Consider the following 24,125-nt stretch of genomic DNA (forward strand, 5'->3'; position numbering starts at 1 on the left):
GGTGGCTCTTCGCGTAGTACGTAGCGCCGAGGGGGCGAAGCGGTTCACGGTTCGGGACGCGAATTTTGATCCGGGGCGGGTGCGTGGCCCAGCAGCGCGGCGTATCCCTGTTCGAGGTCCTGCCCGTCCGGCGCCGCCCGCGCGAGCTGGGCCGCGGTCCCGGTGAAGGCCACTGTTCCTGCGTCGAGCAGGCCGACCCGGTCGCAGACACGGGCGACGTCGTCCAGGACATGGGTGGACAGCACCACGGTGGTGTCCCGGGCGAGGTCGCGGAGGAGTTCCCGGAACCGGTGCCGGTGGACCGGGTCCAGCGCCGAGGTCGGTTCGTCCAGTACGAGCAGCGGCGGCCCGCCGATCAGCGCCTGCGCGAGACCGGCACGCTGCCGCCCACCGACGGAGAGTTCCCCGGCCCGGGTCCGGGCGTGCGCGGTCAGATCCAGCCGGTCCATCACCTGCCCCGCCCGCCTGTTCCGGGAACGCGCGTGGGGATCGCCCTTCAGCAGGGCGGCGTGATCCAGGTTCTTCCGTACGGTGAGGTGCGCGTACAGGCCCGGGTCCTCCGGAAGGTAACCGACCAGGCGACGCACGGCCCGCCGACCGCCGATGGTGCCCATGTCGTGTCCGCCGACGAGGAGGGGGCCGCCGCGCGGGCGCAGGAGACCCGTGATGAGCCGGAGGAGTGTGGTCTTCCCGGCGCCGTTGGGTCCGAGGAGGCCGAACACGCCGCCGTGGACGTGGAGGTCGACGCCCGCCAACGCGGTCGTGCCCCGGTAGCGGTACCGGACCTCTCTCGCGGTGATACGCATGCTCGGTCCCCTCAGCCCACGCTCCGGCCGGGGCGGGTGACCAGCCAGGCGGCACCGGCGAACACCAGGGCCGCGACGGTCACCGAGGCCGTGAGGTCGGCCCACAAGGGCGCGGCGACCGCCCCGAACACGCCCGTGGCCGTGTTCCACCGGAACACCGCCAGGGCCATCGCCCAAGACACTCCCCCGAGCACGAGTCCCACGGCCGGTGAACGCCACACGGTCCCGAAGACGGTCAGGGCCGCCCCGAGCAGGGACGGCGGGAGCCAGGAACCCACCAGCTCCGGGAACGGACGTCCTCCGGGCACCGCACCGGCCAGCGCCGAGACCGCGACGGCCAGCACGAGCACGGCCCCGAGGACCAGGACCAGGCGTGCGAACCACACCGCCAACGGGGGAACGAGCATGGCGTGGAACGCTTCCCGCCGGGGATCGCGCCGTGGGTCGCACGCCACCACGCCGGCGATCGTGACCAGTCCGACGGTGACGGCTTCGACGTAGGGTTCCGCAGGTCGGCTCGGGACCAGGGCGAGGGCGAGGGCCAGCACGGCGAAACCGGCGACGACGGCCGACGACAGCACGGGCGGGACCAGGCGGACCTGCCTCCAGGTCACCGCGAGGGCCAGGTGTGCCGCGCGGCCGGCCGTGACCCTGGGCGCGGGCACCGGAACGGGTTCCGGTTCCGGTGCAGGGGCCGGAGCGGGCTCGGGGGCCCGCTCCGGTGTCAGGTGCGGGGCGATGAACGTGTCGAAGGACGGGACGGCGGGGTCCGGCTCCTCCTCGCGCAGGACGGATGCGAGCCGTTCGGTGCCCAACACCCGCTGCTCGCAGAGGACACACGTGTCCAGGTGTGCCCGTGCCGCCTCGGGCAGGGCCGCCCGGCCCTCGTGCGTGCCGGCCCTGGTGACCGCCTCGTCGTCCAAGTGCTCCATGTCAGCTCACCCACTCCCCCGGAAGTTCCGCGGCCAGCACCCGTCGCGCCTTGGCCATGCGGCTCTTGACCGTTCCCACCGGAACCCCCACGACCTCGGCGATGTCGGCATAGGGGAGCTCCTCGACCAGGGCGAGCACGACGACGTCGCGGTGTGTCCGCGGGAGCCGTCCGATCGCCGCGACGATCTCATCCCGCCCGGCCGCGGCCAGGACCTCCCCCTCGACGTCGGCCGTCTCGTCCACGGGTTCGGGGGCCGCGTCGAACTCGACGGTCGAGGGGCGCTGTCGGCGCAGCCGGTTGTGTGCCTGACGCCGGGCGACCCCGAGGAGCCAGGCCCGCACCGAGGAGTCCCCCCGGAAACGGTACGCCGAAGTCCACACGGCGATCCAGGTCTCCTGCAGGATCTCCTCGGCCACCCCCGGGTCGGACGTCAGCCGCCGCAGCAGCCGCAGCACGGCCGCGGCGTGCCGTTCGTACAGGAGCCTCAGCCCATGTTCGTCCCCGGAGGCGGTGCGCGCGAGCAGCTCGCTGTCGCTCTCCATGTCCACCTCCCGTCGCCGGCCCCGATCCAGGGGATCCTACTCACCCGTGGCGCAGGGGTCGGATGCTCCGTGGTCCGGAACCGTGTGTTCCGAGGGACCGCGGCGGGCCAAGGGCGCTTGTCGAACCTTTGCCGGAGCGAACCCCGCAATGTCGGTGCCGGGAGCACACTCGTGTCCGACGCCGGAAGGAAGGAACACGATGCTCACCACGCACTACCTCGAGGGACCACCGAGCTGGGTCGCACTCAGCACCAGCGACGTCGACGCCGCCCTGGACTCCTACCACCGGGTGCTCGGGTGGGATCCGGGGTCCGCGGGCCCCGACCCCGGCGGGTACCGCATGTTGCGCTCGGACGGCGCTGTCATCGGCGGGGCCGGACCGCTCATGGCCGACGACCAGCCGGTGGCCTGGGAGATCTATTTCAACACCGGTGACGTCCGTGCGACGGTGCGCAGCGCGCAGGAACTCGGCGCCTCCGTCATGGTCGAGCCGATGGACGTCATGGGCCTGGGGCACATGGCCTACCTCGCCGACCCGCAGGGCGGCGGGTTCTCCCTGTGGCAGCCTGCGAGCTTCGCGGGGATGGAACGCACCGACGTACCCGGAACCCTCATGTGGACGGAGCTGTGGACCCCCTCCGCGCAGGGCGCGAAGGACTTCTACGGACGCTTGTTCGAGTGGGGGTTCAACGACATCCGTCTGGACGAGGACACCGTGTACACGACCGTGCGCCCGCACGAGGCCGGCGAGGACCGCTACTTCGGCGGGATCATGGGTGTGGACCCGGCGCACCTGCCCGCGACCGAGGGCGCCGCCGACTGGCACCCGGTCTTCCATGTCACCGACTGCGACCGGGCCTCTTCGGCGGTCACCGAGGCCGGCGGGCAGGTGTACGTGGGGCCGGAGAGCACACCCGGGGTGGGCCGGCTCGCGGTGTGCGCGGACCCCTTCTCCGCAGGGTTCGTGCTGCTCGCCCCGAGCCCGGAGTGAGTCCTCCCCGGGCTCACCGGGGCGCGCGGGCGTCCCAGGCCTCGGCGAGGAGTTCGGCGAGTTCGTCGCCGGCGACCCGGTGCAGGCGCACGAGGACGGAGGCGTGCTCCGCGTAGTGGCCGGTGGTGAATTGACGTCCTCCCTGTCGTGAACGACGGGGATTGCAACCCGCCCTTGAGGGGCGGGTGGCGCTACGCGCCTCGCGGCGCGACTTGAAGCGGGGCACACCCACTTTCGGCCCCTTGCGTTGACCGGTCTTGGAGTCCTCGTGCGCTTTCCAGGCCCGGTCCACATCCCGCAGCACCTGTTGGAGCGGGACCGCCGACACCTGTGAGAGCCAGGCCCGCTCGGGGGTCTTCTTCGCCCCGGTGATCAACGCCTTGGACAACTCGGCGCTCTTGGGCACCCGCACATAGGGGCCCTCGGCGATCCGGTGCTTGGGGCTCCCGAGCAGCTTGTTGGCGGCCTTGATCGGCCTGGTGCGTTCCAGCGCGTCGTTGTAGACCACCCGCACACACCCGAACAAGCGGGCCAGCGCGACGCGCTGACCCGGGTCCGGGTAGAGACGGTACTGGAAACGAAGCTGCATGCGAACAACCGTACGACCAGGGTCGATGTGCGCGCAGGAAAACCAGAAAAAAGCCCGGACCGGACAGTGGCAGACCGTCCCGGCCTGAAGACCGGAGCACTCTCGGACAAGACGGGTAGAACGCGGGCGTGCCGTAACAGGGTTTCTCGGTCACCTCGGGCAGGCGCATCGCGAGGCGCCGCACGTCATCCTCGGTACTCATGGGATCTCCTTCCTGCCCTGGCCCTACCCCGGTGCCGGGGCGCGTTCCCCGGCACCGGGCCGTTCACCTCCGACCGCCGACGGTCTGCCGGGCGGACGGCGCCGGGTCGAGCGCGAGCCGTTCCCAGTCGCCGGCGTCGCGCTGGAGCTGCCGGTCGTGGGTGGCCAGCACCACCGCCGCGCCGGTGGCCCGAAGCCCTTCGGTGAGCTCGTCGACCAAGGCGATCGACAGGTGGTTGGTGGGTTCGTCGAGCAGCAGCACGTGCGGGCGCGACGCGAGCGCGAGGGCCAGGTCGAGCCGGCGCTGCTGTCCCATCGAGAGCTCGCGCAGCGGTTTGTTCACGTCCGCCGGCGCCAACAGCCCGAGGGCACCCAGGGAGAGCTCGTCCCGCTCCCGCAACACCCCCTCGCCCACCATCCGCCCGACATGGGCCCGGAACACGTCCCGGGCACTGCGCGCCACGGCGTGCGGGGACTCCTGTGCCAGGAGCCGCACCCGGGCGGTGCGGGCGGTGTGCACGCGGCCGTCCGTGGGTGCGGTCTCCCGCGCGAGCAGCGACAGCAGCGTCGACTTTCCCGCACCGTTGGGCCCGGTGACGACGAGCCGCGCACCGGACTCCAGGGAGAGCGTGACCGGTCGCTCCAGCCGTCCCCCGACGGTGACCTCATCCGCGCGCAGCAGCCTCACCCCGGGGTGCGCGGGCAGATCCGGCATACGGAACTCCAGAGGTGGCGGCGGCATGTCGACCGCGTGCGCCTCCAGGTCCTCGCGCCGGCGGTGGACGGCACGCACCAGCCCGCCCGCGCGGGTGGCCCGCTGGTGCTTTCCGGTGCCCTTGCCCGGACGCCACCCGCTCACGAGCCGGTTCTGGGCGGCGGACAGGTCCTGGCTGAGCTTGGTGTGCTCGGCCTGCTGCTGCTCGTACTCGGCGGCCCAGCGTTCGCGTTCGGCCCGCCGCCCCTCCACGTATCCGGCGAACCCGCCGCCGTACACACCGGGCAGCCCGTCACGGCTCGGGTCGAGATCGAGGACGGTCGTGGCCACGTCCGACAGCAGGGCGCGGTCGTGGCTGACGAGGACCACCCCGCCCGTGCGCTCACGCAGGTGCCGGGTCAGGAAGTCCAGCCCGGCGGCGTCGAGGTGGTTGGTGGGTTCGTCCAGCAGCAGGAAGTCGTGCGCGGCGCCGAGCAGGCACGCGAGCCGGACCCGATAGCGCTGACCGACCGAGAGCTCGGCCAGGGGCCGGGACCGGTCGGTGACGGCCCCGAGATGGTCCAGGGCCAGGTCGACGCGCCGGTCGGCGTCCCAGGCGTCGATGGCTTCGGCGGTACTCAGGGCGGCCTCGTAACGTTCGACGGCCTCGGGACGGCCGGTGGCCAGACCCTCGGCGCTCGTGTCGAGATCGGCGAGGGCGTCTCGGGCATCGGCGAGTTCGATGTCGACGAGGTCACCGACGGTACGGCCCTCGACCACGTCGATCTCCTGCTCGGCGACGCCGAGGGTACCGATGCGCCGGACCGTTCCGGTGTCGGGTTCCAGCGCCCCCGCCAGGATGTGCAGGAGCGTGGATTTACCGCGTCCGTTCTCCCCGACGATCCCCCATCGGGAGCGCGGGGTGACGGACATGCTCACACCGGAGAGCACGGTGCGGCCTCCGCGGTCGATACCGATACCGTCCGCGGTGAGTTGGGCCCGCTCGCCTGCGGGCATGCTTGCTGATCTGTGCTTGAGGGTTGCCACGTTTCCTCCGAACGGAGCTCGCCCCGGAGTCGTCTCGACGGGGTGTGCACGAGCTCTTCGAGCCGACGGCCGGCCCCTGTACGGGGCCCGGACATGCGTCTGGCACCCGCGGCCACGTAGTGGGCGGGTGCTGAGGCTCGGATCAGAGGTAGAGAGGCAAATGCACGTCTGCATCGTATCCGACGAGGGGAGGCCAGGGCGGCCGCGACCGGGCTGTTTTCCGGCAGCCCGGTGGTCGTGCTTCCAGCAACACTGACAGCCGTCCTCTCAGCGGCGCTACCAACGGTCGGGCCGGTCCTGGCCGTCCCAGCGGCCCCGGACGCGGGTCAGCCGACAGTGCCCTCGACGTTCTTCACCCGCCCGTACTCGTCGAAGGACACCGTGAGGGCGAGGCCTTCCGCGGACAGGGTCAGCCGAGCGCCGTCGTCCGCGAACGCGGGGTCGAGGCCGCGCAGGTTGCCGTAGGTGTACACCGCACGCCGGTGGTCGGTCAGCGGTAGGCCGGAGACGGCCTGCTGCAACAGCCCAGCGGTCCGGGCGGGGTCGGGTGCGGGGAGCCGGAAGGCGGGGTGTTCCACCAGGAACGACGCCCGGGTCCCGCCGCCGACCTCGCCGTTGTAGGAGGTCCACCGGCCGGTGAGGACCTTGGCGGCCTCCGTCGGCGGGCCCACGGCGTTGTGCGGCATGTCCGGGGCGCCGGGCAGGTCGGCGAAGGGCACCTCGGCGGAGGTGAGCTCGGCGACCCCGTGGCGTTCGCCGAGGTCGCGCACGGAACCGGCCAGTTGGGTGAGGGCCTCGGGGAACCCCGACGGGTTGGCCCAGACCCACATCCATGAAGCGGGACCGGGGGCGGCGCTGCCCAGGAAGTGGAAGCTCTCGCAGGTCAGGCTCTCGCCCGAGGGGAACGTGAATTCGAAGACGGGTGCGTTCATGTCGACCCGCCAGTTGTGTTCGCCGAGCACGTCCTGCAGGTGGAACTGGTGTTCCAGGGACAGGATCGCGGCGTCGTCCATGAGGGTGCTGAGGGGCAGTTGTCCATTCACGTTCCGCACTCTAAACACTGTCCGCGACATTTCGGGGAAGAACACACGAATCCGCCATCGAAAGCAGGACCGGGGGCCGTCCGACCCGGCGCCGAAAGCGGGCGCATACTGGGACCCCCGTCACCCGACCGCCTGGGAGCACCATGCCCGGCATCAGTCGCCGCACACTCATGCGCGGAGGCGGGGTCCTGCTCGGCGGCGGGGCCCTCCTCCCGGCCGCGGCCTGCTCACGGCTGAGCGCACCGACATGGGACGTCGTGGTCATCGGCGCGGGCATCACCGGGCTCTCGGCCGCACGCAACCTCGTCGACCACGGGTGGTCCGTCGTGGTCCTGGAGGCACGCGACCGGATCGGTGGCCAGCTGCACACCGACCACTCCTTCACCTCGGTCCCCGTGGAACTGGGCGCCGGCCTCATCCACGGCCGCGACGCCTACACCTGGGAGCTCGTGGAGGAGAGCGGTGCCGACACCGCGCGTGTGCGGGGCGGTTCCGGCGGCGGTACACGCATCGACACCGACAGCCCTCCCCTGGACGTCGAGGACGCCGCCGCCTACCTGCGACGCACAGGCGTGCCCGAGTCCGACTGGCCTCCGGTCTCCATCGACAACGAACCCCTGGACCGGTGGAGCGCCACCTGGATGCACCGCCACGACCTCTTCGACTGGTGGGCGGCCTCGCGGGCCAACTACCGCGTGGTCGACGGCTACGACCGGGTCCTCGAGCCCCTCGCCGACGGGCTCGACCTACGTCTGTCCACCCCGGTGCGGGAGGTCCGCCGCATCCGGTCCGGGGTCGAGCTGGCCGCCGGCCCGGACGGCGAGGAGGTCTTCCGTGCCGACCACTGCGTCCTGGCCCTCCCGTTGGGGGTGCTCAAGGCCGAGGACGTGCGCTTCGACCCGCCGCTGCCCACCAGCCACCGGGACGCGATCCGGGCCCTGGACACCACCGACGCCCTCAAGCTGGTCTACGAGTTCGACCGCCCGGTCCTCCCCGACGGGCCGGACGCCCTCGGCTGGGAGCCGGGCGCCGACTTCGTGTTCTGGCGCCTCTCCTCGGGCGCGTCCGAGGTCGTCGTGGCCTGGGCTTCCGGCCCCAGCGCCCGCGACCTGCTGGCCCGCGAGGAGGACGAACGTTTCGCCATCGGCCTCGCCGCCCTCTCCGACGTGCTCGGTGAGGACCTGCCCGACCCGGTCGCCCGCACCACACACGACTGGGCCGCGGACCGCTACAGCCGCGGCGCGTACCTGTACGTGCCGCCGGGCGCCCACGACGCCCCGGCGGCGCTGGCCGCCCCCGTCGACGGGGTCCTGCATTTCGCGGGCGAGCCCACCACCGGCGAGAACACCGTCGAAGGGGGCTACGCCAACGGCTACGACCTGACCGACCAGCTCATCGCCGAACTCTGACCGTTCCGGTCACCCGTCGTTCAGGACCCTCCTGATGCCGTAGGCCCCCCAGTACCCTTCGGTGTACTCGGTGATCTCGACGTCCTTCCCGGTCTGGGGCGCATGGACCACCTTCCCGTCACCGATGTACATCCCGACGTGCCCGTCGTGCGGGAAGACCAGGTCGCCGGGCTGCACATCGCCGGGCGAAACCCCCTGGCCCACATTGATCTGGTCGAACGTGGTCCGGGGAAGGCTGACCCCGATCTTGTCGTAGGCCTGCTGCATGAGGCTCGAACAATCGCATTGGGTTCGCATGTCCTCGCTGGTCCATCCGCCCGCGGGGCTGCCTTGCGTGTTCTGTTTGGGGTCCATGCAGGCGCCCCCGTAGACGTACGGGGTCCCTACTTGTGCCACGGCCCACTGGATGGCCCCGGCCACGTCCCCGTCGGCGTCGATCTCGACCCCGGGGTCGGCGAGCCCCTCACCGCTTTTGTCGGTGAATTCCTCGGATTTGCCCAGGATGATGTCGATGTAGTTCTCGGTCTCCTCGTACGGGGGGATCCCGCCGTGTTCTTCCACGGCCCCCCAACCGGCGTTGTAGCCGGCCAGGGCCAGCGAGACCGGGTTCTCGTCGTACCCGCTGTCTGCGGCCTGCCCCATGAGGCTGCACATGAAGGCGCCCTGGGCCATGATGGCGTCGGGCGCGTCGAAGGGGGACGCCTCTCCGTTGTCGTCGGCGTCCACCGCCCAGGTCTCCCAGGTGTAGGGCATGAACTGTGCGATGCCCTCCGCGCGGTGGACGCCCCCGCGTTCCGAGACCGTCACGGGCGGCCCCACGGCGTCGGGGTCGAACCGGCTCTCCTGGTAGAGCTGCGCGGCCAACACGGGGGCCGACAATTGTTCGTGCTCACATTCGTCCGCTGCCCGCTCGATCCAGATGACGAACTCCTCGGGAACGGCCTCCGGATCCAACGAACCCCCGGTCGTCTCCCACTCGGCGTCGGTGTCGACAGTGACGAGCATCAGGATGAAGACGAGAAGGGAGAACATCGCGAACACGGGCGCCACCAAGCAGCCGCACGCGAGCAGCTTGGCACCGGAACTACCTTCCATGACGTGTCTCCAGTCGCGTTCGGACGGCTACTGCTGGACGAAGCGGTCGACACGCCAGTCGGGGTCGTCCTCACCGGTGTTGTTCAGGAGCATGGTCCGCGACGACTCACGCGGACCGATCTCTTCTCCGCCGTCGGCGTCGGTCAGGTTCCCCTCGACGGTCAGCACGATCTGGTGGTCGCCCTCCTGGGCCGGTTCGGGGACCTCGACGCTGTCGACCTCAGCGGTACGCAGACGCCCGCTCTCCCTGAAGGCCGTGAGGTTCTGCGGCGGCACGGGGATGCCCTCGGCCCCGTGCTCGTCGAAGAAGCGATCAGTGACGAGCGGTCGATAACGGTCGACGTAGGTCTCGTCGGTGTCGGCCTCGCCGTCGTAGGACTCCCAAGCGACCCAGAAGGAAGCGGCCACGGACTCCGGGTCGGTGAAGTCGGTCTCGGGCAACTCGACCCTCGATTCGTCCGAGACCGGGGGAGCAGCTGTTTCCAGAGGATTCCGGGACTCCTCCGCCGGCTCCGGCGACGGTGTCTCCTCCTGTGTTCCACAGCCCGCGAGCGCGAGTGAGGCCGCGAGCGCTGCGGCGAGTGCCCGATGTCGTACGCGGAAAACCCGTGCTGTGGTCCTGTGCACGCTTGTCTCCTGCTCCGGATCGTTGTTGTGAAGGCCGGTCATCGTCGGGCCCCCGCCGTTCTCCGCACCGCTGCATCCGCCTCGGGACCGTGGGCCCTCTGCCGTGACGTGTACGTACGTGCGCCGTTGCCGAGCCCCGCCTGAGGGGCGGCGCTCGCTTCGCCGCGGACGCTCCGCATCTGGGCGGGAGCGAGGTGGGAGGGCGCCGCGCGTTCATGGCTCGCGTGGGCGGCCTCCTCCTCGGGAGCACCCGAGTGGTCGGCAGGGCCGTCGGGTCTCGGAGCGGACTGCTGCTCCTCCAGCTCGGCCCTTCGCCCCTCGGGGTCGGGCGCCCTCTCGTCGGAGGGTTCCGCGGTGCCCTCCTCCCTCAGTTCCTCGCCCCGCCCTCCCCCGTACGGGGGCGTGTCCCGCCGTTCCTCGTGGCGGAGAAGGCCGCTTTCCGTGCCGGCCGTGTGTGTTTCGGCGCGCTCACGGTCCGGTCGCTCGCGCTCCCGCTCGTCGTGTTGCGCTCGTTCGCCGGCGACATGCTCTCTTTCGGCGCGTTCCCAGTCGGTACGGCGCCGTTCCTCCTCGGCCAGTGTGCGGTCGGCGTCCTCCTCGACCCGCGTAGGGGTGGCACGCCCGGTCCGAGAGGCCACACGCGCGTGCTCCAGCCACTCGGGCTCCGTGTGGGCACGCCCATGAGGCGTCCGCGAGGTCGGAACCGGTCTCATGTCTTTCGTCCTCCGTCCACGGGCCCGGTCGAGCCAGGTGCCTGCCGGCTGTTCGGAGCGGTCCCCTCCGGATGCTGCTCGTCCTCGTGGGGCGCCCGGCTCTCGGCCGCTTCGAGGAGCCAGCGCCCCGCATCGATCGTTCGTGTCACCTGCTCCTCCAAGGCCGTCTGGAGCGCGCGGACCCCACTGTCACCGAACACGGGACCTGTGCTCTCCGAAGCCGTGTCGGTCAGCAGACCGAGGAAGGCGTCGTCACGGCGCTCGTTCTCCTCGCCCTGACGCAGTTCTTCGTACGTGGTCGCCGCGGTGTGCGCTCTTCGCGCGTACTCGTCGAATCTCCGGATCCGCTCCTCCACGGCCTCCCTCGCGGCCTCGAGGGCTCTGCGCTGCGGATCGAGCGCTCGCGAGACCCGTTCGGTGACGGCCTCCCTCGACCTGCCGTGGAGGTCGAGGGCGAGTTCACTGCAGTGGGCCAAGGCAGAGGCGACCGACCACTCCTGCTCGGCGAGCCAGCGCTCCTCCCCACCAGGGCCGACGTCGTCGCCGAGTACGGCAGCGGCGCCGCGGAGCCGGTCCATCGCTCCTTGGAGACGCCTGAGCGCCTCCGAGTCGACCGGTTCGAAGTCCTCGGGCAGGAGGTAACGGCCGTGGTGCCGGACCCCGGCCGACGGTGTGACCTTGGTGGCCAGAGCCAGCGCGGCCACCGGTCCCGCCGCCCAGAAGAACGCCGCGCCGCCAGTCATGGCCGTCCCCGGAACAGCCCCCCAGACGAGGAAGAGCGGACCCCACGTGAGTAGGAGCGCCAACACCGCCCCGACACGGCCCGCTTGTCGCGCACCCCACACGACAAGGGCGAGCAGCCCGAGAGTGCTGAGCACACGGACGGCGAGGTCGGTGACGTCCGGAACCTCGGTCGCCAGGTGAGCCGCTCCCCACGAAGCCGCGACCACCCCCGCCGAGGCGAGATAACCGGCGTTCCTTCGGTGTCGGATCCGGCTGTCGGGCGGTCGTTTCTTCGGGAGTAGTTCGGCCGATCCGCGGCGCAACCGTTCGAGGGTCCGCGCGGACAGGTCGGGGTCGAAGACCGCCCTGGGACGGCCGGGGGGTACTCCGTCGGCCTGCACGAGTCCTCCTCCTGCTCGTTGTGGACGGCCTTCAGTTCTCAGGACCGCGCCGCGAGAAGAAGCGCCGGCCACGACCGGACAGCCCGGAACCGTTCCTGTGTTCCGGGATCGCGGTGGCCACACCCTGTGCTCCGACGGAAGAGTTGTGCTCGGCGATTGCCTCGCTCCACCATTGGGCCGCTCGGGCCCTGCTCTCGTCCGGACTTCCGATGGCGGTCGGGACCTGCCCGGTGGTGTCGCCGGGCTGATGCCGCGTCTGATCGCCGGGGCCGGGCGCCGGTGGGTGGGGGCGCGGGGGCACGGGCTCCGACGGGGCGGACGCATGGTGCCGGATTCGGGGATCCGTCGGTGCAGCGCTCGGTTCTTCGGATACCGCGGGCACCGGTTCGGGTCGGGGCCGGGACTCCGGCTCAGGATCGGGGACCTGCTCCGGCTCAGGGGCCCGGGCGAGGTGCTCGACGTGCTGTTCCGCTGCCTGCTCCTGCGCCGATGAGGCCACCTGCACCGGACCGTCCCCAGCAGGCACGGCCTTCGGCTTGCGTCCCTTGGCCTTGCGCGCCTTCTTCGGCGCGGGGGCGGAGGCGTCCTCCTCGACCGTGCCGTCGGGGTGGACGATGAGAGGCCACTCCCCGTCGACACCCGCGGTGGCGACCTTCACCGGGCGTCCGAGTTTCCCGGCGACGCCGGTGATGATCTCCGTGACGCGGGTCCTGACCTCCGACGCGGTCTCGGCCGAGACCGTCTGCGAACGTCCGCTGATCGACACGTCGCCGGTTCCGTCGCTGCGGGTGGTCACGGTGATCCTCGGGAACACCGGAACCTCGTCATGCTCCATGGCTGCCCGACCTCGTCTCTGTGGACCGTCGCGAGCAGCGCCTTCCCCGGGTGGAGCGAACGACGGTTCACGAGCCTACACCTCACTCCCTCCTTTCAACAGATCTGCATCACACTTTATGTGGAACTCAGTCCCGCCCAAAAAAACTTCAGAATCCTGTGAACCAGCGAACGAGAGGTCGCATCAGAGCCGGTGCGCCAAAAAGAAGAGGGTCCAGTAGAACCAGGAACAACCAATGCGAGAGCCCTCCCCCGGGATGACGACGGAACAGAGGACCGCTTCTCTTCTTGCGCACACGACAATGCCGGACAACCGATACGAGAAACAGCAGATGAACGGGCAGGAGCGGTGATGGGTGAGAACGTGAACCCCTGGGTCACGAGGCCTCCGCTCGAGGAGACCCCGGACCAGGACCACACCGTCCCGGACGACGCCCCGGCGGCCACAGGACCCCAGTCGCCCCAGGGAGGGGTCCCCTTCCCTGGCGACGACGACCGTCTCCCACGGCGCCGGGTCTCCGGAACCGCGCACGTCTGGTTCCTCGGTGTGCACGGCGGTGCGGGTGAGAGCACCCTCGCCGGGCTGGTGCCTGATGCCAGGCCCGCAGGGCACGCGTGGCCGGAAGTGGCCAACCCGCCCGGGCATGCTCCCGCCAGGGTCGTCCTGGTCGCACGCACCCACGCATCCGGGCTTCGTTCAGCACAACTGGCCGCCACGGAATGGGCATCCGGATCGGTCTCGGGGATCGAACTGATCGGGCTCGTGCTCGTGGCCGACGCACCGGGAAAACTCCCTCGCCCACTGAAAGACATGGCCAAGGTCATCAAAGGTGGCGTACCTCGGACATGGAGCATCCCGTGGATCGAGTCGTGGCGCCTGAACGAACCCGTGGACGTACAGAGAAGCCCGAAATCCGTGCGCTCCATGATCGCGGATCTGGACGCACTTTCACACTGAGAAACCTCCTTGTTCCGAGTTCAGAGAAAGGACTCCCATGCTCCTCGAAACCGCATCCGAGGTCACCGCCCACCTGGCCGCTGTTCCCGACCCCGGGTCGGGGGAAGCTCCCCCCGGCGCCGAGGGCTTCGTGTCGATCCTCGGGTGGGCCAAGTGGGTCGCCCTGGGGATCTGCGTCCTCGGTCTGATCATCGCCGGAGCGACCATGGCGATCCAGTCCCGCCGGGGGGAGGGCGGCGAACACATGGGCAAGATCGGCATGGTCCTCGCGGGGGTCATCCTCATCTCCGCCGCCACGTCCCTCGTCGGATTCCTCGTATAGACAACGACCCAGGGTTGCATCGCCATGACCAACTTCGGTGAACAGGTGGACGAGTCGCCCTTCGCGGCCAGAGGATTCATCTTCTCTGCGATGTTCCTCGGCGTCATCGCCCTCGTCGGCCTTCTCGTGATCTCGATCAGTTTTTTCGGCGGAGACGATGAGGGCGGAGAGGAAACCTCGCCCTCCGCACCGACGGCATCCCCCACGTCCGAGAACCCACCTCCAGCGGACGACGCGAGCGTATGCGGACTGACCGAGGTGGAGATGGCGAGTGGCTTGGACGAGCCTCCCGAGGGGACCGAGTGGGAGCTCGCGGGCACGATCGCCGCGCCGAGCGTCGAGGGCCAGGGCCCAGGCACGGTCGACGACGACGGTTACCGCTCCTGCTTTGCACGCACCCCTCTGGGGGCCGTCCTCGCCGCGGCGAACTGGACAGCGATGAGCTCGGACCCGGAACTCGCGGACGTGGTCATGGAACGTGCCCTCGCAGAGGGGCCCGGGCGTGAGGCGGCCCTGGCCGACGGCGGGACCTCCGCTGCGGCCTCCGGGGACGACGGAGCAAGCATCCAGGTCGCGGCCTTCCGGGTCATCTCCTACGACGGGGAGGAGGCCTCCGTCCAGATCGCCTACACCTCGTCGTACGGGCTCGACATGGTCTTTCCCCTCGACCTCCGCTGGGAGAACGGCGACTGGAAGAACGTCCTGGCAGACGACGGCGAACCCGCCACCCCTCCCTACCCGGTGGAGAGCCTCTCAGGGTTCGTCCGGTGGCAGGGCGCTTGATCGGACCTCTTTCGCGAGCGCACACAGAAGCGAATGGTGAAACACACGACCGCTAGGCGAGTACCCCCATGTGCGATTGGCACGATATCGGCTGTCACTTCCAAGAAGGCGCCAGAGCCTTCGCGGAAACTGCCTTCGACACCATCCTCGAATGGATGTCCGACGCCGTCGTCGAGGCGCTCGGTCAGATCATCGAGTCGCTGGGCACCTTGTGGGTGCATGTCAGCCCACCACCGCTGACCGGTGCCACCGGTGACTCCGCGTCCATCAGTGCCGGGGAGACCGGGGACACGTCCGGGAGTATCACACGCCTGCTGGAGTACGGGGTGTGGATCGCTCTCGGTGTCTGCGTCCTCTCCCTGATCGCCCTCGGCGCCCGCATGGCCATCGCTCGCAGGCAGGGCGAGGGAGGCGAACACCTGGGCAAGGTCGGCATGGTCCTGGCCGCCGTGGTACTCATCTCCGCCGCCTCCGGCATCATCATGGCGCTCATCCCCACGACCGCTGCTCCCAGTGGTTCGGGCCCCACGGTCTATCTCCAGAACAGCCTGTGGTGGTACACGGGTGCCGCGGCCGTCATGTCGGTGGTGGTCGCGGGGATGAAAATGGCCTGGGAACAGAGGGCCGAGCCGGGCAAGGACCTCATCAAGTCCCTGATCACCCTGGTGATCGTCTCCGCCGGCGGCGTAACGATGGCCAACCTGGCGATCACCGCCTCCGAGCAGTTCTCCACGTGGATCCTGGACAACGCGACAGACGGGACCGACTTCGCCGAGAACGTCTCCGTGATGCTCGTGATGAGCGGAGCCTCAGGGGTGATCTCACCCATCATTCCTCTCACGGTGATTCTCCTCGGCCTCTTCGCGATCATCGCGACGATGATGCAGATCGTCCTCATGGTGGTCCGCATCGGGATGCTCGTGATCCTGGCCGGGGTCCTTCCCCTGGCGGCGTCCTTCACCAACACGGAGATGGGCAAGTCCTGGTTCAAGAAGCTGGTCGGCTGGCTCGTCGCCTTCATCCTCTACAAGCCGGCTGCGGCCATCATCTACGCGGCGGCCTTCCAGCTGGTGGGGGCCGACCTCTTCGAGGACGACCACGGCCTCCTACAGGTCATCTCGGGCCTGACGCTCATGATCGTGGCGCTGATCGCCATGCCCGCCCTCATCCGCTTCGCCGTACCCATGGTCGGTGGGATGGCCGGCGGCGCCGCCGCGGGAGCCGCGGTCAGCGGGGCTGTGGCCGACCTGCCCTCCGGTGCCGCCAAGACCTCCGGCGGAGGTGGAGGCGGTGGAGGCGGCGGGGGCGGCGGTTCCGGCAGTGGCCCCTCCGGCTCCGCCAACACCAGTGGCGCGGCCCAGGGCGGGGCCCAGGGCGGCGGCCAGATGGCCGGCGGTGCCGCCAAGGGAGGCGCGGCCGCAGGTGCGGGCGCGGCCACCGCTGGTGTCGCCACCGCGGCGATGGCAGCGGCGGACGCCGCGAAGAAGGTCGGCGACACCGTCGCCCAGACCGCCAAGGACGCGACCGAGGGAAGCGAATCAGGAGAGGGGGGCGGCCCCAGTGGCAGTCGCTGATTCCGAGGTCCGCGGACCTCGCACCTATGGGAACTGGCGCAAACCGGCGACCGCGGGGCTCATGGGCCTGGGCTCTTTGGGCACCGGCCTCCTGCTCGGCGGACTCATCTTCGTGGTCTTCCTCGTGATGATCGGGGGGATGCTCGCCGGATTCGTCGGCGGAATCCTCGTCGGCGGGCTCCTGCTGGCGGTTCTCACCAAGGACAAACACGACCGCAACCTGATCACGAGGATGACCGTACGCATGGCCTGGTGGAACACACGATCGAAGAAAGCCCATCTGTACCGCTCGGGTCCGTTGGGGCGAACCCCGTGGGGCACCTTCCAACTCCCGGGTCTGGCAGCGCCCTCACGCCTGTCCGAACACACCGACTCCTACGGCCGCCCCTTCGCCCTTCTCTACGTGCCGGCCACCGGCCACTACACCGTGGTGATCGGGACCGAACCCGACGGCGCCGCGCTGGTGGACGAGGACCAGGTGGACGTGTGGGTGGCCGGTTGGGGCCACTGGCTGGCCAACCTCGGGGACGAGCCCGGGATCGAGGCGGCCTCGGTGACGGTCGAGACCGCTCCGGACACCGGCACCAGGCTGCGCCGGGAAGTCATGAGCAATATCGACCCGGACTCACCCGCCTTCGCACAGGCCATGCTGCACGAGGCCGTCGACCGCTACCCGACCGGCTCCTCCGTGGTGAAGGCCTACGTCGCCGTGACCTTCTCGGCCGCCTCCCGGACCGGCGGCAAGAAACGCAAGCCGGACGAAATGGGACCCGAGCTGGCAGCACGGGTTCCCAACCTGACCCAGCAACTGAGCGCGACCGGAGGCGGAGCTGCTCATCCGCTGTCCGCCCAAGAACTGTGCGAGACGATCCGGATCGCCTACGACCCCGCATCGGCGGTCCTCATCGACGAGGCACACGCCAACGGGGAGGACCCCGAACTCACCTGGCCGGACGTCGGACCCACCGCCCACCAGACGATGTGGGACTCCTACATCCACGACGGTGCCCTGTCGATGACCTGGTCCATGACCGCGGCTCCGCGGGGCAACGTCCAGTCCAACATCCTCTCGCGCCTCCTGGCCCCGCACTCCGACATCGCCCGCAAGCGGGTGACCCTGCTCTACCGCCCGTTGGACGCCGCCCGCGCCGCCACGGTGGTCGAGGCCGACCTACGGGCAGCGGAGTTCCGGCAGACCTCCTCCGACAAACCCTCCGCCCGCGACATGGTGGCCACCCGGGCGGCCCGCGCGACAGCGGCGGAGGAGGCCTCCGGCGCCGGCCTGGTCAACTTCGGCCTGGTCGTGACAGCAACCGTCACCGACCCGGCGCTCAAACCCGAGGCCATGGCGACCGTGGACAACCTGTCCGCGACCGCCCGCCTCCGATTGAGGTTGGTCCACGGCTCCCAGGACTCGGCGTTCGCCGGGGCCCTTCCACTCGGCCTGGTCCTGCCCAAACACCTGAAGGTCCCCGCTGAACTGAGGGAGCAGCTGTGATCGGCGGACACAAGCGCGCCAAGAGCACGAACATCAAGAAGCAGCGGCAAGCGCAGATCAGACGTCAGAAGCAGGCCGAGGAGGAGGTGCAGGCCCCTCGCAAGCGTCCCGGTATGCGCGGTTGGGTCGGTCCGGGCCGCGGCGAGGCGGGCGTCGTCCAGATGGCGGAGGAGTGGCGGGGCACGACCGTCCAGGCCTGCGGTCTGTGGCCGTTCTCCGTGGGCACGGGCACACCCATGGTCGGGGTCCCCCTGGGACGGAACCTGAGTTCGGGGGCGACCCTGTGCTGCGACCCGATCTCCTGGTTCCAGCGCGCCAAGTTGATCTCCAACCCATCGGCCTTCGTCCTGGGCAAGCCCGGGCTGGGGAAGAGCACCATCATCAGGCGTATGGCCACCGGGATCGCCGGCTACGGGGGTCAGCCCCTCGTCCTCGGGGACCTCAAACCGGACTACGTCGACCTCATCGAGGCCCTGGGCGGCCAGGTCATCACCCTGGGACGAGGGCGCGGGCACCTCAACATCCTCGACCCCGGCGAGTCCCGGGCCGCCGCCCGCCGGCTCACCGGCAAGGCCCGCAGCCGAGTCCTCGCGGACGCCCACGGCCGCCGACTCAACATGGTCTCGGCATTGTTGACCATCATGCGGTCGTCTCCTCCCACGGACCGGGAGGAGACGATCCTGGACCGTGCATTGAAGGTCCTGGACGACAGGCTCGACGGCACCCCGGTCCTTCCCGACCTGCTCAAGGTCGTTCAGGACGCCCCCGACGAGGTGCGCCAGGTCGCCCTGGACCGCGGTTCCATGGACCGGTACCGGGAGATCACCGACGGGTTGGAGGCCTCGCTCATCGGTCTCTGCGGCGGTGGGCGGCTGGGAGAGACCTTCTCGAAACCGACCACCAGCCCGATGGTGCGCGACCGTCCGGTGGTCTTCGACGTCTCTTCCATCGACGACTCCGAGATGGACCTGCAGGCCGCCGTGCTGCTGGCGTGCTGGTCCGCCGGATTCGGCACGGTCAACGTCGCGAACGCCCTGGCCGACGCCGGGCTCGAACCCCGGCGCCACTACTTCGTGATCCTCGACGAGCTGTGGCGTGCGCTCCGCGCGGGCCGCGGCATGGTCGACAGGGTCGACGCCCTCACCCGCCTCAACCGGCAGCGCGGCGTGGGCATGGCCATGTGCTCCCACACGATGAGCGACCTCATGTCCCTCGCCAACGAAGAGGACCGGATGAAGGCCCGCGGTTTCGTCGAGCGTTCGGGCATGGTCATCTGCGGCGGGCTCCCCGCAGCGGAAATGCCCATGCTCCAGTCGGCGATCCCGTTCTCCGAGGCAGAGCAGAACATGCTGAAGGGCTGGCAGGACCCGCCGGCCTGGGACCCGGCGACCAACAAGGAGGCCGAACCCCCCGGCCGCGGCAAGTTCCTCGTCAAGGTCGGCGGGAGGCCGGGCATCCCGGTGAACCTCCAGCTCACATCGGTGGAGTCGGGGATCCACGACACCAACAAACTGTGGCACCAGACCTCGCGGGTCGGCAGTGCCGAGCCCGCTGCCTCCGAGACCACGGAGGCCACCCCGGTCACCGAGCTCACCGAAGCCACCGCCACAACATCCGAGGAGACCGGGCAGGGCACCTCGGGCGACCGCACGTCCCACACGGACACCGACGTCTCCGCACACAGCTGAAGGAAGGTCCACACATGGGCAAGCAGCGGGGCGGCAGAGCGCCCGTCGACCCCTCCCAATTCTGGCTCATCGGCCTCATCATCGGTGGTTTCGCCCTCCTGGCCATCCTGTGGCTCGGCGGGACCATCGGCGCGTTCTTCGGCGGCGCCGGATGGAACCCGCCCGCTTTCGGGTTCGACACGTTCTTCGCCGTACTGAGCGGGGAACCGGTGTGGCAGGGTGCCTCGCTCACGGCGGTCGTGACGGGCATGGTCGCCACGGTCGGCTTCGTGGTCATCCTCGCCGTACTGGTGGTCCTGCTCATGAGCGGAGGGAACGACCGCGGCGGTCTGGCCACCGCCGAGCAGACCGGCGACCTCGCGCCGAAGGCAGCAGCGGAGAAGGCCAGGCGCCTGCGGCGCTCGCTCCGGGACCGCAAGAAGATCGACCCCGCCGATGCGGGTCTGCTCCTCGGCGACCTCCATCCGTCCGGCCCCGAGCTGCGTGCCTCGTGGGAGGACGTCGCGGTGGTCTTCATGGGGCCCAGATCCGGGAAGACCTCGGCGCTGGCGGTCCCGAACATCCTCCAGGCCCCCGGGCCCTGCGTCGTGACCTCCAACAAGGCCGACATCTATGCGATCACCTCCGGGGAACGCGCCCGCCGCGGAAGAGTGTGGTTGTTCGATCCCCAGTCGATCGCCCACGCCGACCGTGAGATGTGGTGGGACATGCTCTCCATGGCCCGCACCATCGAAGGGGCCGACCGGCTGGCCATGCACCTGGTCTCGGCCACCAGTGGAGCCGAGGAGGGTGAGGACTTCTGGGCCAAGGCCGGGCGCAACCTGCTGCGCATCGTCCTGCACGCCGCGTCCATCGACGGCAGGAACCTCAGGGAGGTCCTCGACTGGTTGGCCGATCCGGGCGACCAGGGTCCCCTCATCATCCTGCGCAATCACGGGCTGACCGCTCTCGCGGAGAACCTCGACGGGACCGTTCGGGGAGCTCCGGAAACGAGGGACGGCATCTACGAGCACGCCCGCCAGGCGGTCGCATGCCTCTTGGACCCGGAAGTCCTGGCCTGGGTGACCCCGAACGAGGACCTGCCGAAGTTCGAGCCCGGGGAGTTCGTGCGTTCCACCGACGCCCTCTATCTCCTGTCCAAGGACGGGGGCGGTGGCGCGGCCGGTGTGATCGCGGCACTGACCGACGCGTGCCTGCGCGCGGCCGTCGCTGTGGCCGAGGCCAGCCCGGGCGGCCGCCTGGATCCGCCGATGGAGGCGATCCTGGACGAGGCCTGCAACGTCTGCAAGATCCAGGACCTGCCGGACCTGTACTCGCACCTGGGTTCACGCGGAGTGCTCCCGGTGACGGTCATGCAGTCCTACGAGCAGGGCGTGCGTGTATGGGGCAAGAGCGGGATGGACTCCTTGTGGTCGGCCGCCACCGTCAAGCTCCTCGGCTCCGGCTTGGACGACCAGGCTTTCGCCGACCGGATCTCCTCTCTCGTCGGCGAGACCTACGTGGACGAATCGTCGGCGTCGGAGAGCAAGGACGGGCGCAGCCTCCAACGCTCACAACGCCGCGAGCGCATCCTCGACGTGTCCGACGTGCGTGAGATCGAGAAGGGAACCGCGCTGCTGCTCGCGACCTCCACCCGGCCGGCGCGCCTGCGTCTGAGGCCCTGGTTCCGGGAGAAGAGCGCCAAGACCGTCTCGGCGGACCAGGAAGCAGCCGAGAGCGCCATCGCCGGCCGAGCGGCCAAACGCCTCACCCTCTGACCCGATCCCGTCGAGTACAGCACTGGAGCGACCTTGAGCACTACCCAGGAAGGGGCCCAGCAGCCGCCCTTCATCTTTGCGCTCACCCCGGACGAGTACATGGTCGAACTCGCCCAACTGACGGCCTGGGTGAACGGCTTCCTCGTACCCGTCTACGTCACCTCCCGCATCCCGAGTTCCCGTGCTCCTTGGTGCGCGCGCTGGTGGGAGCATCCGGAGGCCATCGGTCGGCTCCACGCACTGTGGCTCGCCTACCAGGCGATGTCGGACACCGGCGGCGCCGGGATCACCGCACCGCACGAATGGCACAGGGACCATCTGGACCCTGCTCTGGCCTCCCTGCGCGCACCCGACGGACCCTTCTCCGGGTGTATGACCAAACCCCACCAGGACACACACAACCCCCCGCCCGAGGTAACGGTCGTCGACCACACTGGGCTCTGACCCGACCAGGAGGAGAGCAGCATGCCGTACTCGGAGGACGACGACCGGAGCATCGAACAGCTCCGCGCGGAACAGGAAGCCCTGATCGCCCTCGGCACAAGGGCTCCTGCCGAGAGCGCCCTGCGCCTGATCTCGGAGGAGACCGCGGCCGGGGGGCTGTGGCCCGAGAGCCCGAAGGGCACCCCGATCATCCTCGACACCGACATCGGGGGAGACCCCGACGACGCGATCGCCGTGGCCGCCGCGGGCCGTACCGTTCCGGAACTCGCCCTGGTACTGACCAACGACGAGACCGGGAACGGCCTCCCCCACGGTGAACGGGCGCGGTTGGCCCGGTATCTGCTGGACCTGTTGGACCGCGGCGACGTAGGGACCGTGGCCGGCCACAGTGCCGGCAGGACCAGGTACTTCTGTGCGCAGGGTCTGGTGCCCGAGGAGATCCCCGCCCAACCCTGCGACGTCACCGGCGCGGTACGTGACCTCCTGGAACGGACCGACGGGCCGATCCGCTGGGTCGGTATGGGAGCACTGAGCAATCTGGCCCGCGTCCTGACGGAGGTCCCGGAAGCTGCCGAGAGGCTCATCGTCACGCAGATGGGGGGAGCGCTCGAGTACCGCGACCCTTCCCGGGCCGAGCACAACATCCGGATGGACGTTCTGTCGGCCCACAGGGTGTTCGACGCGATCGAGTCGGGCCGGCTGGAGGACGTCCAATTGGTCACGTCCGAGATCACCTTCCGCCCCGAGATCGAGATCGTCCCGGGAGACGCGTTCCATCGGCGCTTCTCCGAGGCACCGGCCGGCGGCTGGCAGGAGCTGTTGCACCGCCACATCGAAGCGTGGTTCGCCGCTTTCCACCCCGGGAGCATGCAACACGACGCGCTCGCCCTCTCCGCCGCGCTCGGCAAGCCCTTCGTCAATCTCGGTCTGAGGAAGGTCTCCTTGGACCGGATCGGCCGCATGAGCCGTGACGATCGCGGTGCGGAGGTCTGGCTGAGTGTGGCCGCGAAATACGACCCGTTCAATATTTGGTTGAAGCAGACTCTGTTCGACTGAGTTCTCACCCCCCGGACCATGCATGGATCTTGAATACATCCAGAACGAATACGGGCTCACGCCGAACGAGCTCCGCACTGTCCAAGACGCCTACACGACCTTTCGCAACAACACCGCACCTTTCATGGTTTCCGTCGCTGCTGAGATCCTGGACGACCTGCAGGAGGACGTCCGGCTCAAAGGCGATGACCACAGAATCGCGTTCCTCGGACGCGACGGCACTTCTTTGCATCTCGCCGTACGCGAGCTCGACCCGGATTTCCACGCCCGGCACTGCGCCAATGTGACTCTGTCCAGGGCCGTTGCCGAAGCGGCCCTGCAGGACCGGGAGAAAAACGAGGGACGTTCCTTCCCGGACATCGAGACCTTCCGTGGAGCTCGGAACAAGGTGGATCCGGAAAGCGTCGACTTCTCCCATCAACGGGTTCAGAAGATGTTCCAACGCGCCGGGATCCCCATGGGGGAACCGGACAGTTCGGTGACGTTGGTGGACACCAGTTTCAAGGGGACCGTGCAAGAACTCCTCACCGAGGCCTACCCGGAGACGGAGCTCACCGGAAGGTACGCCTTCCTCAGCAAGACCCCGGACGATCCCCGCCCCGAGGCGAAGCTCGGGTACGTCTTTCACCAGGAAGCAGGAGAGAAATGGAGCGGTTTCCCAAGCCGGTCACTGTCCGAGGATCCAGCTGAGACCTTCGGAAACCAGGATGCGCTCGGCACCATCGAGGAGACCCTGCACGGCCCTCTCGACAGTCCGAAAGGGATCAGCCCGTCCGGCCCCGTTCAACGCCCCCAGCGTGAGCAGACCGACCCGACCGAGGGGATCAATCCCAACAGGGTCTCAGAGGAATACAGGTCCCCGAAGGTCAGAGAGGCCGTCAAGGTGGTGGCGCTCGATGCGGTCATCGACGCTGCCAGGGACAGCGCTCGGAAACGCGACGCGGGACAGGACTGGCGTGCGGAGCTCAAGGACGCACGCCGGTCCTACACCTCCGAGACACGCGCTTGGGTTGCGGGCCGTCCCACGCAAGACGCCCACCTCACTCCACTGTTCGACAGCTTCGTCCGCCGTGCGGACAAAGGACTGGTGAAGGACTTGTCCCGGTCCCTCGAGGGTCGCGAGTTGTCCCCCGAAGCCCTGCACCGCACGTGGGAGGCCTTCGGCCGTGCGGGCGACCTGGAATCCAAGAAGGCGTATACGGACAACGTCGGGGCCACGCTCGCGAAAAGCGGCGCGGGCCATCCGGCGCAAGGTTCCGGGACCGCTTCGGCCACCGGTAACGCCTCCTCCGACTCAGCGTCCCCAGCCGTACCGTCGTTCCTGCAGAGGAGCAAGACCAAGGGGGACGAGCACGGTCACGGTAGTGGCCCTTCGAAGAAATGACCCGGCTCCTGG

General features: G+C 69.5%; 23 protein-coding genes. 12 read left to right on the top strand and 11 right to left on the bottom strand.

The window, feature by feature from the left end:
• Positions 1-44: 44 nt before the first annotated feature.
• Genes D473_RS23950 through D473_RS0101015 form a run of 3 tightly spaced genes read right to left on the bottom strand, consistent with a single transcriptional unit; the run spans position 45 to position 2,282 of the window.
• The gene (locus D473_RS23950; RefSeq protein ID WP_017607232.1) at positions 45-806 is read right to left on the bottom strand and encodes an ABC transporter ATP-binding protein; all 762 of its coding nucleotides are present in this window, start codon (positions 804-806) and stop codon (positions 45-47) included.
• An 11-nt stretch (positions 807-817) separates the two neighbouring features.
• Positions 818-1,738: a hypothetical protein gene (locus D473_RS0101010; protein WP_017607233.1), complete on the bottom strand. Its 921-nt coding sequence runs from the start codon at positions 1,736-1,738 to the stop codon at positions 818-820.
• A gap of 1 nt (position 1,739) precedes the next feature.
• A complete protein-coding gene (locus D473_RS0101015; RefSeq protein ID WP_017607234.1) occupies positions 1,740-2,282 on the bottom strand; it encodes an RNA polymerase sigma factor in 543 nt (180 codons plus the stop codon).
• Positions 2,283-2,481: 199 nt separating this feature from the next.
• On the opposite strand from D473_RS0101015, the gene D473_RS0101020 reads away from it, so the two are divergent.
• Entirely contained in the window at positions 2,482-3,273 is a 792-nt protein-coding gene (locus D473_RS0101020; protein ID WP_017607235.1) for a VOC family protein, read from the top strand.
• A 13-nt stretch (positions 3,274-3,286) separates the two neighbouring features.
• On the opposite strand, the gene D473_RS23955 is transcribed toward D473_RS0101020, so the two are convergent.
• From D473_RS23955 to D473_RS0101035, 3 genes are all read right to left on the bottom strand, one after another.
• The gene (locus D473_RS23955) at positions 3,287-3,862 is read right to left on the bottom strand and encodes a helix-turn-helix domain-containing protein (RefSeq protein ID WP_017607236.1); all 576 of its coding nucleotides are present in this window, start codon (positions 3,860-3,862) and stop codon (positions 3,287-3,289) included.
• A 265-nt stretch (positions 3,863-4,127) separates the two neighbouring features.
• Positions 4,128-5,774 (bottom strand): ABC-F family ATP-binding cassette domain-containing protein, encoded by a 1,647-nt coding sequence (locus tag D473_RS0101030; RefSeq protein ID WP_017607237.1) that lies wholly within the window; start codon positions 5,772-5,774, stop codon positions 4,128-4,130.
• 356 nt (positions 5,775-6,130) lie between these two features.
• A complete protein-coding gene (locus D473_RS0101035) occupies positions 6,131-6,817 on the bottom strand; it encodes a DUF6882 domain-containing protein (RefSeq protein ID WP_017607238.1) in 687 nt (228 codons plus the stop codon).
• A 173-nt stretch (positions 6,818-6,990) separates the two neighbouring features.
• On the opposite strand from D473_RS0101035, the gene D473_RS0101040 reads away from it, so the two are divergent.
• Positions 6,991-8,256 carry a flavin monoamine oxidase family protein gene (locus D473_RS0101040; protein ID WP_017607239.1) on the top strand — a complete coding sequence of 422 codons (1,266 nt, stop codon included), beginning with the start codon at positions 6,991-6,993 and terminating at the stop codon, positions 8,254-8,256.
• A 9-nt stretch (positions 8,257-8,265) separates the two neighbouring features.
• Here D473_RS0101040 and D473_RS0101045 read toward each other — a convergent pair whose 3' ends face one another.
• The 5 genes from D473_RS0101045 to D473_RS0101065 all read right to left on the bottom strand — a co-directional run bounded on the left by D473_RS0101045 (position 8,266) and on the right by D473_RS0101065 (position 12,650).
• Positions 8,266-9,351 (bottom strand): C40 family peptidase, encoded by a 1,086-nt coding sequence (locus tag D473_RS0101045; RefSeq protein WP_017607240.1) that lies wholly within the window; start codon positions 9,349-9,351, stop codon positions 8,266-8,268.
• 27 nt (positions 9,352-9,378) lie between these two features.
• Positions 9,379-9,792 (bottom strand): hypothetical protein, encoded by a 414-nt coding sequence (locus tag D473_RS0101050; RefSeq protein ID WP_017607241.1) that lies wholly within the window; start codon positions 9,790-9,792, stop codon positions 9,379-9,381.
• Positions 9,793-10,016: 224 nt separating this feature from the next.
• The gene (locus D473_RS0101055) at positions 10,017-10,691 is read right to left on the bottom strand and encodes a hypothetical protein (protein ID WP_241474672.1); all 675 of its coding nucleotides are present in this window, start codon (positions 10,689-10,691) and stop codon (positions 10,017-10,019) included.
• Positions 10,688-11,815 (bottom strand): APC family permease, encoded by a 1,128-nt coding sequence (locus D473_RS0101060; protein ID WP_017607243.1) that lies wholly within the window; start codon positions 11,813-11,815, stop codon positions 10,688-10,690. Before D473_RS0101060 ends, D473_RS0101055 begins: the two co-directional genes overlap by 4 nt.
• A 31-nt stretch (positions 11,816-11,846) precedes the next feature.
• Positions 11,847-12,650, bottom strand: a complete 804-nt coding sequence (locus tag D473_RS0101065; RefSeq protein WP_026126485.1) for a hypothetical protein — start codon at positions 12,648-12,650, stop codon at positions 11,847-11,849.
• Positions 12,651-13,001: 351 nt separating this feature from the next.
• Between D473_RS0101065 and D473_RS0101075 the strand changes: the two genes are divergently transcribed.
• The 10 genes from D473_RS0101075 (at position 13,002) to D473_RS0101120 (ending at position 24,113) form a co-directional block, all read left to right on the top strand.
• On the top strand, positions 13,002-13,607 hold the full coding sequence (locus tag D473_RS0101075) for a DUF6668 family protein (RefSeq protein ID WP_017607245.1): 606 nt from the start codon (positions 13,002-13,004) through the stop codon (positions 13,605-13,607).
• A 37-nt stretch (positions 13,608-13,644) separates the two neighbouring features.
• Positions 13,645-13,929, top strand: coding sequence for a hypothetical protein (locus D473_RS0101080; RefSeq protein WP_017607246.1), 285 nt, complete (start codon positions 13,645-13,647; stop codon positions 13,927-13,929).
• Between the two features lie 24 nt (positions 13,930-13,953).
• On the top strand, positions 13,954-14,712 hold the full coding sequence (locus D473_RS0101085) for a hypothetical protein (protein ID WP_017607247.1): 759 nt from the start codon (positions 13,954-13,956) through the stop codon (positions 14,710-14,712).
• A gap of 155 nt (positions 14,713-14,867) precedes the next feature.
• Positions 14,868-16,286 (top strand): hypothetical protein, encoded by a 1,419-nt coding sequence (locus tag D473_RS0101090; RefSeq protein WP_033352370.1) that lies wholly within the window; start codon positions 14,868-14,870, stop codon positions 16,284-16,286.
• The gene (locus D473_RS0101095) at positions 16,273-17,784 is read left to right on the top strand and encodes an SCO6880 family protein (RefSeq protein WP_026126486.1); all 1,512 of its coding nucleotides are present in this window, start codon (positions 16,273-16,275) and stop codon (positions 17,782-17,784) included. Before D473_RS0101090 ends, D473_RS0101095 begins: the two co-directional genes overlap by 14 nt.
• The gene (locus D473_RS0101100) at positions 17,781-19,472 is read left to right on the top strand and encodes a hypothetical protein (RefSeq protein WP_017607250.1); all 1,692 of its coding nucleotides are present in this window, start codon (positions 17,781-17,783) and stop codon (positions 19,470-19,472) included. Before D473_RS0101095 ends, D473_RS0101100 begins: the two co-directional genes overlap by 4 nt.
• Positions 19,473-19,486: 14 nt before the next feature.
• Positions 19,487-21,229 carry a type IV secretory system conjugative DNA transfer family protein gene (locus D473_RS0101105; RefSeq protein WP_017607251.1) on the top strand — a complete coding sequence of 581 codons (1,743 nt, stop codon included), beginning with the start codon at positions 19,487-19,489 and terminating at the stop codon, positions 21,227-21,229.
• Between the two features lie 33 nt (positions 21,230-21,262).
• Positions 21,263-21,673, top strand: a complete 411-nt coding sequence (locus D473_RS25420; protein ID WP_026126487.1) for a DUF4913 domain-containing protein — start codon at positions 21,263-21,265, stop codon at positions 21,671-21,673.
• A 21-nt stretch (positions 21,674-21,694) separates the two neighbouring features.
• Positions 21,695-22,729, top strand: a complete 1,035-nt coding sequence (locus tag D473_RS0101115) for a nucleoside hydrolase (protein WP_017607253.1) — start codon at positions 21,695-21,697, stop codon at positions 22,727-22,729.
• Positions 22,730-22,751: 22 nt separating this feature from the next.
• Positions 22,752-24,113, top strand: a complete 1,362-nt coding sequence (locus D473_RS0101120; protein ID WP_017607254.1) for a hypothetical protein — start codon at positions 22,752-22,754, stop codon at positions 24,111-24,113.
• The last annotated feature ends 12 nt before the right edge of the window (positions 24,114-24,125 follow it).

Source organism: Nocardiopsis xinjiangensis YIM 90004 (genome assembly GCF_000341145.1).
GTDB classification, from domain to species: domain Bacteria; phylum Actinomycetota; class Actinomycetes; order Streptosporangiales; family Streptosporangiaceae; genus Nocardiopsis; species Nocardiopsis xinjiangensis.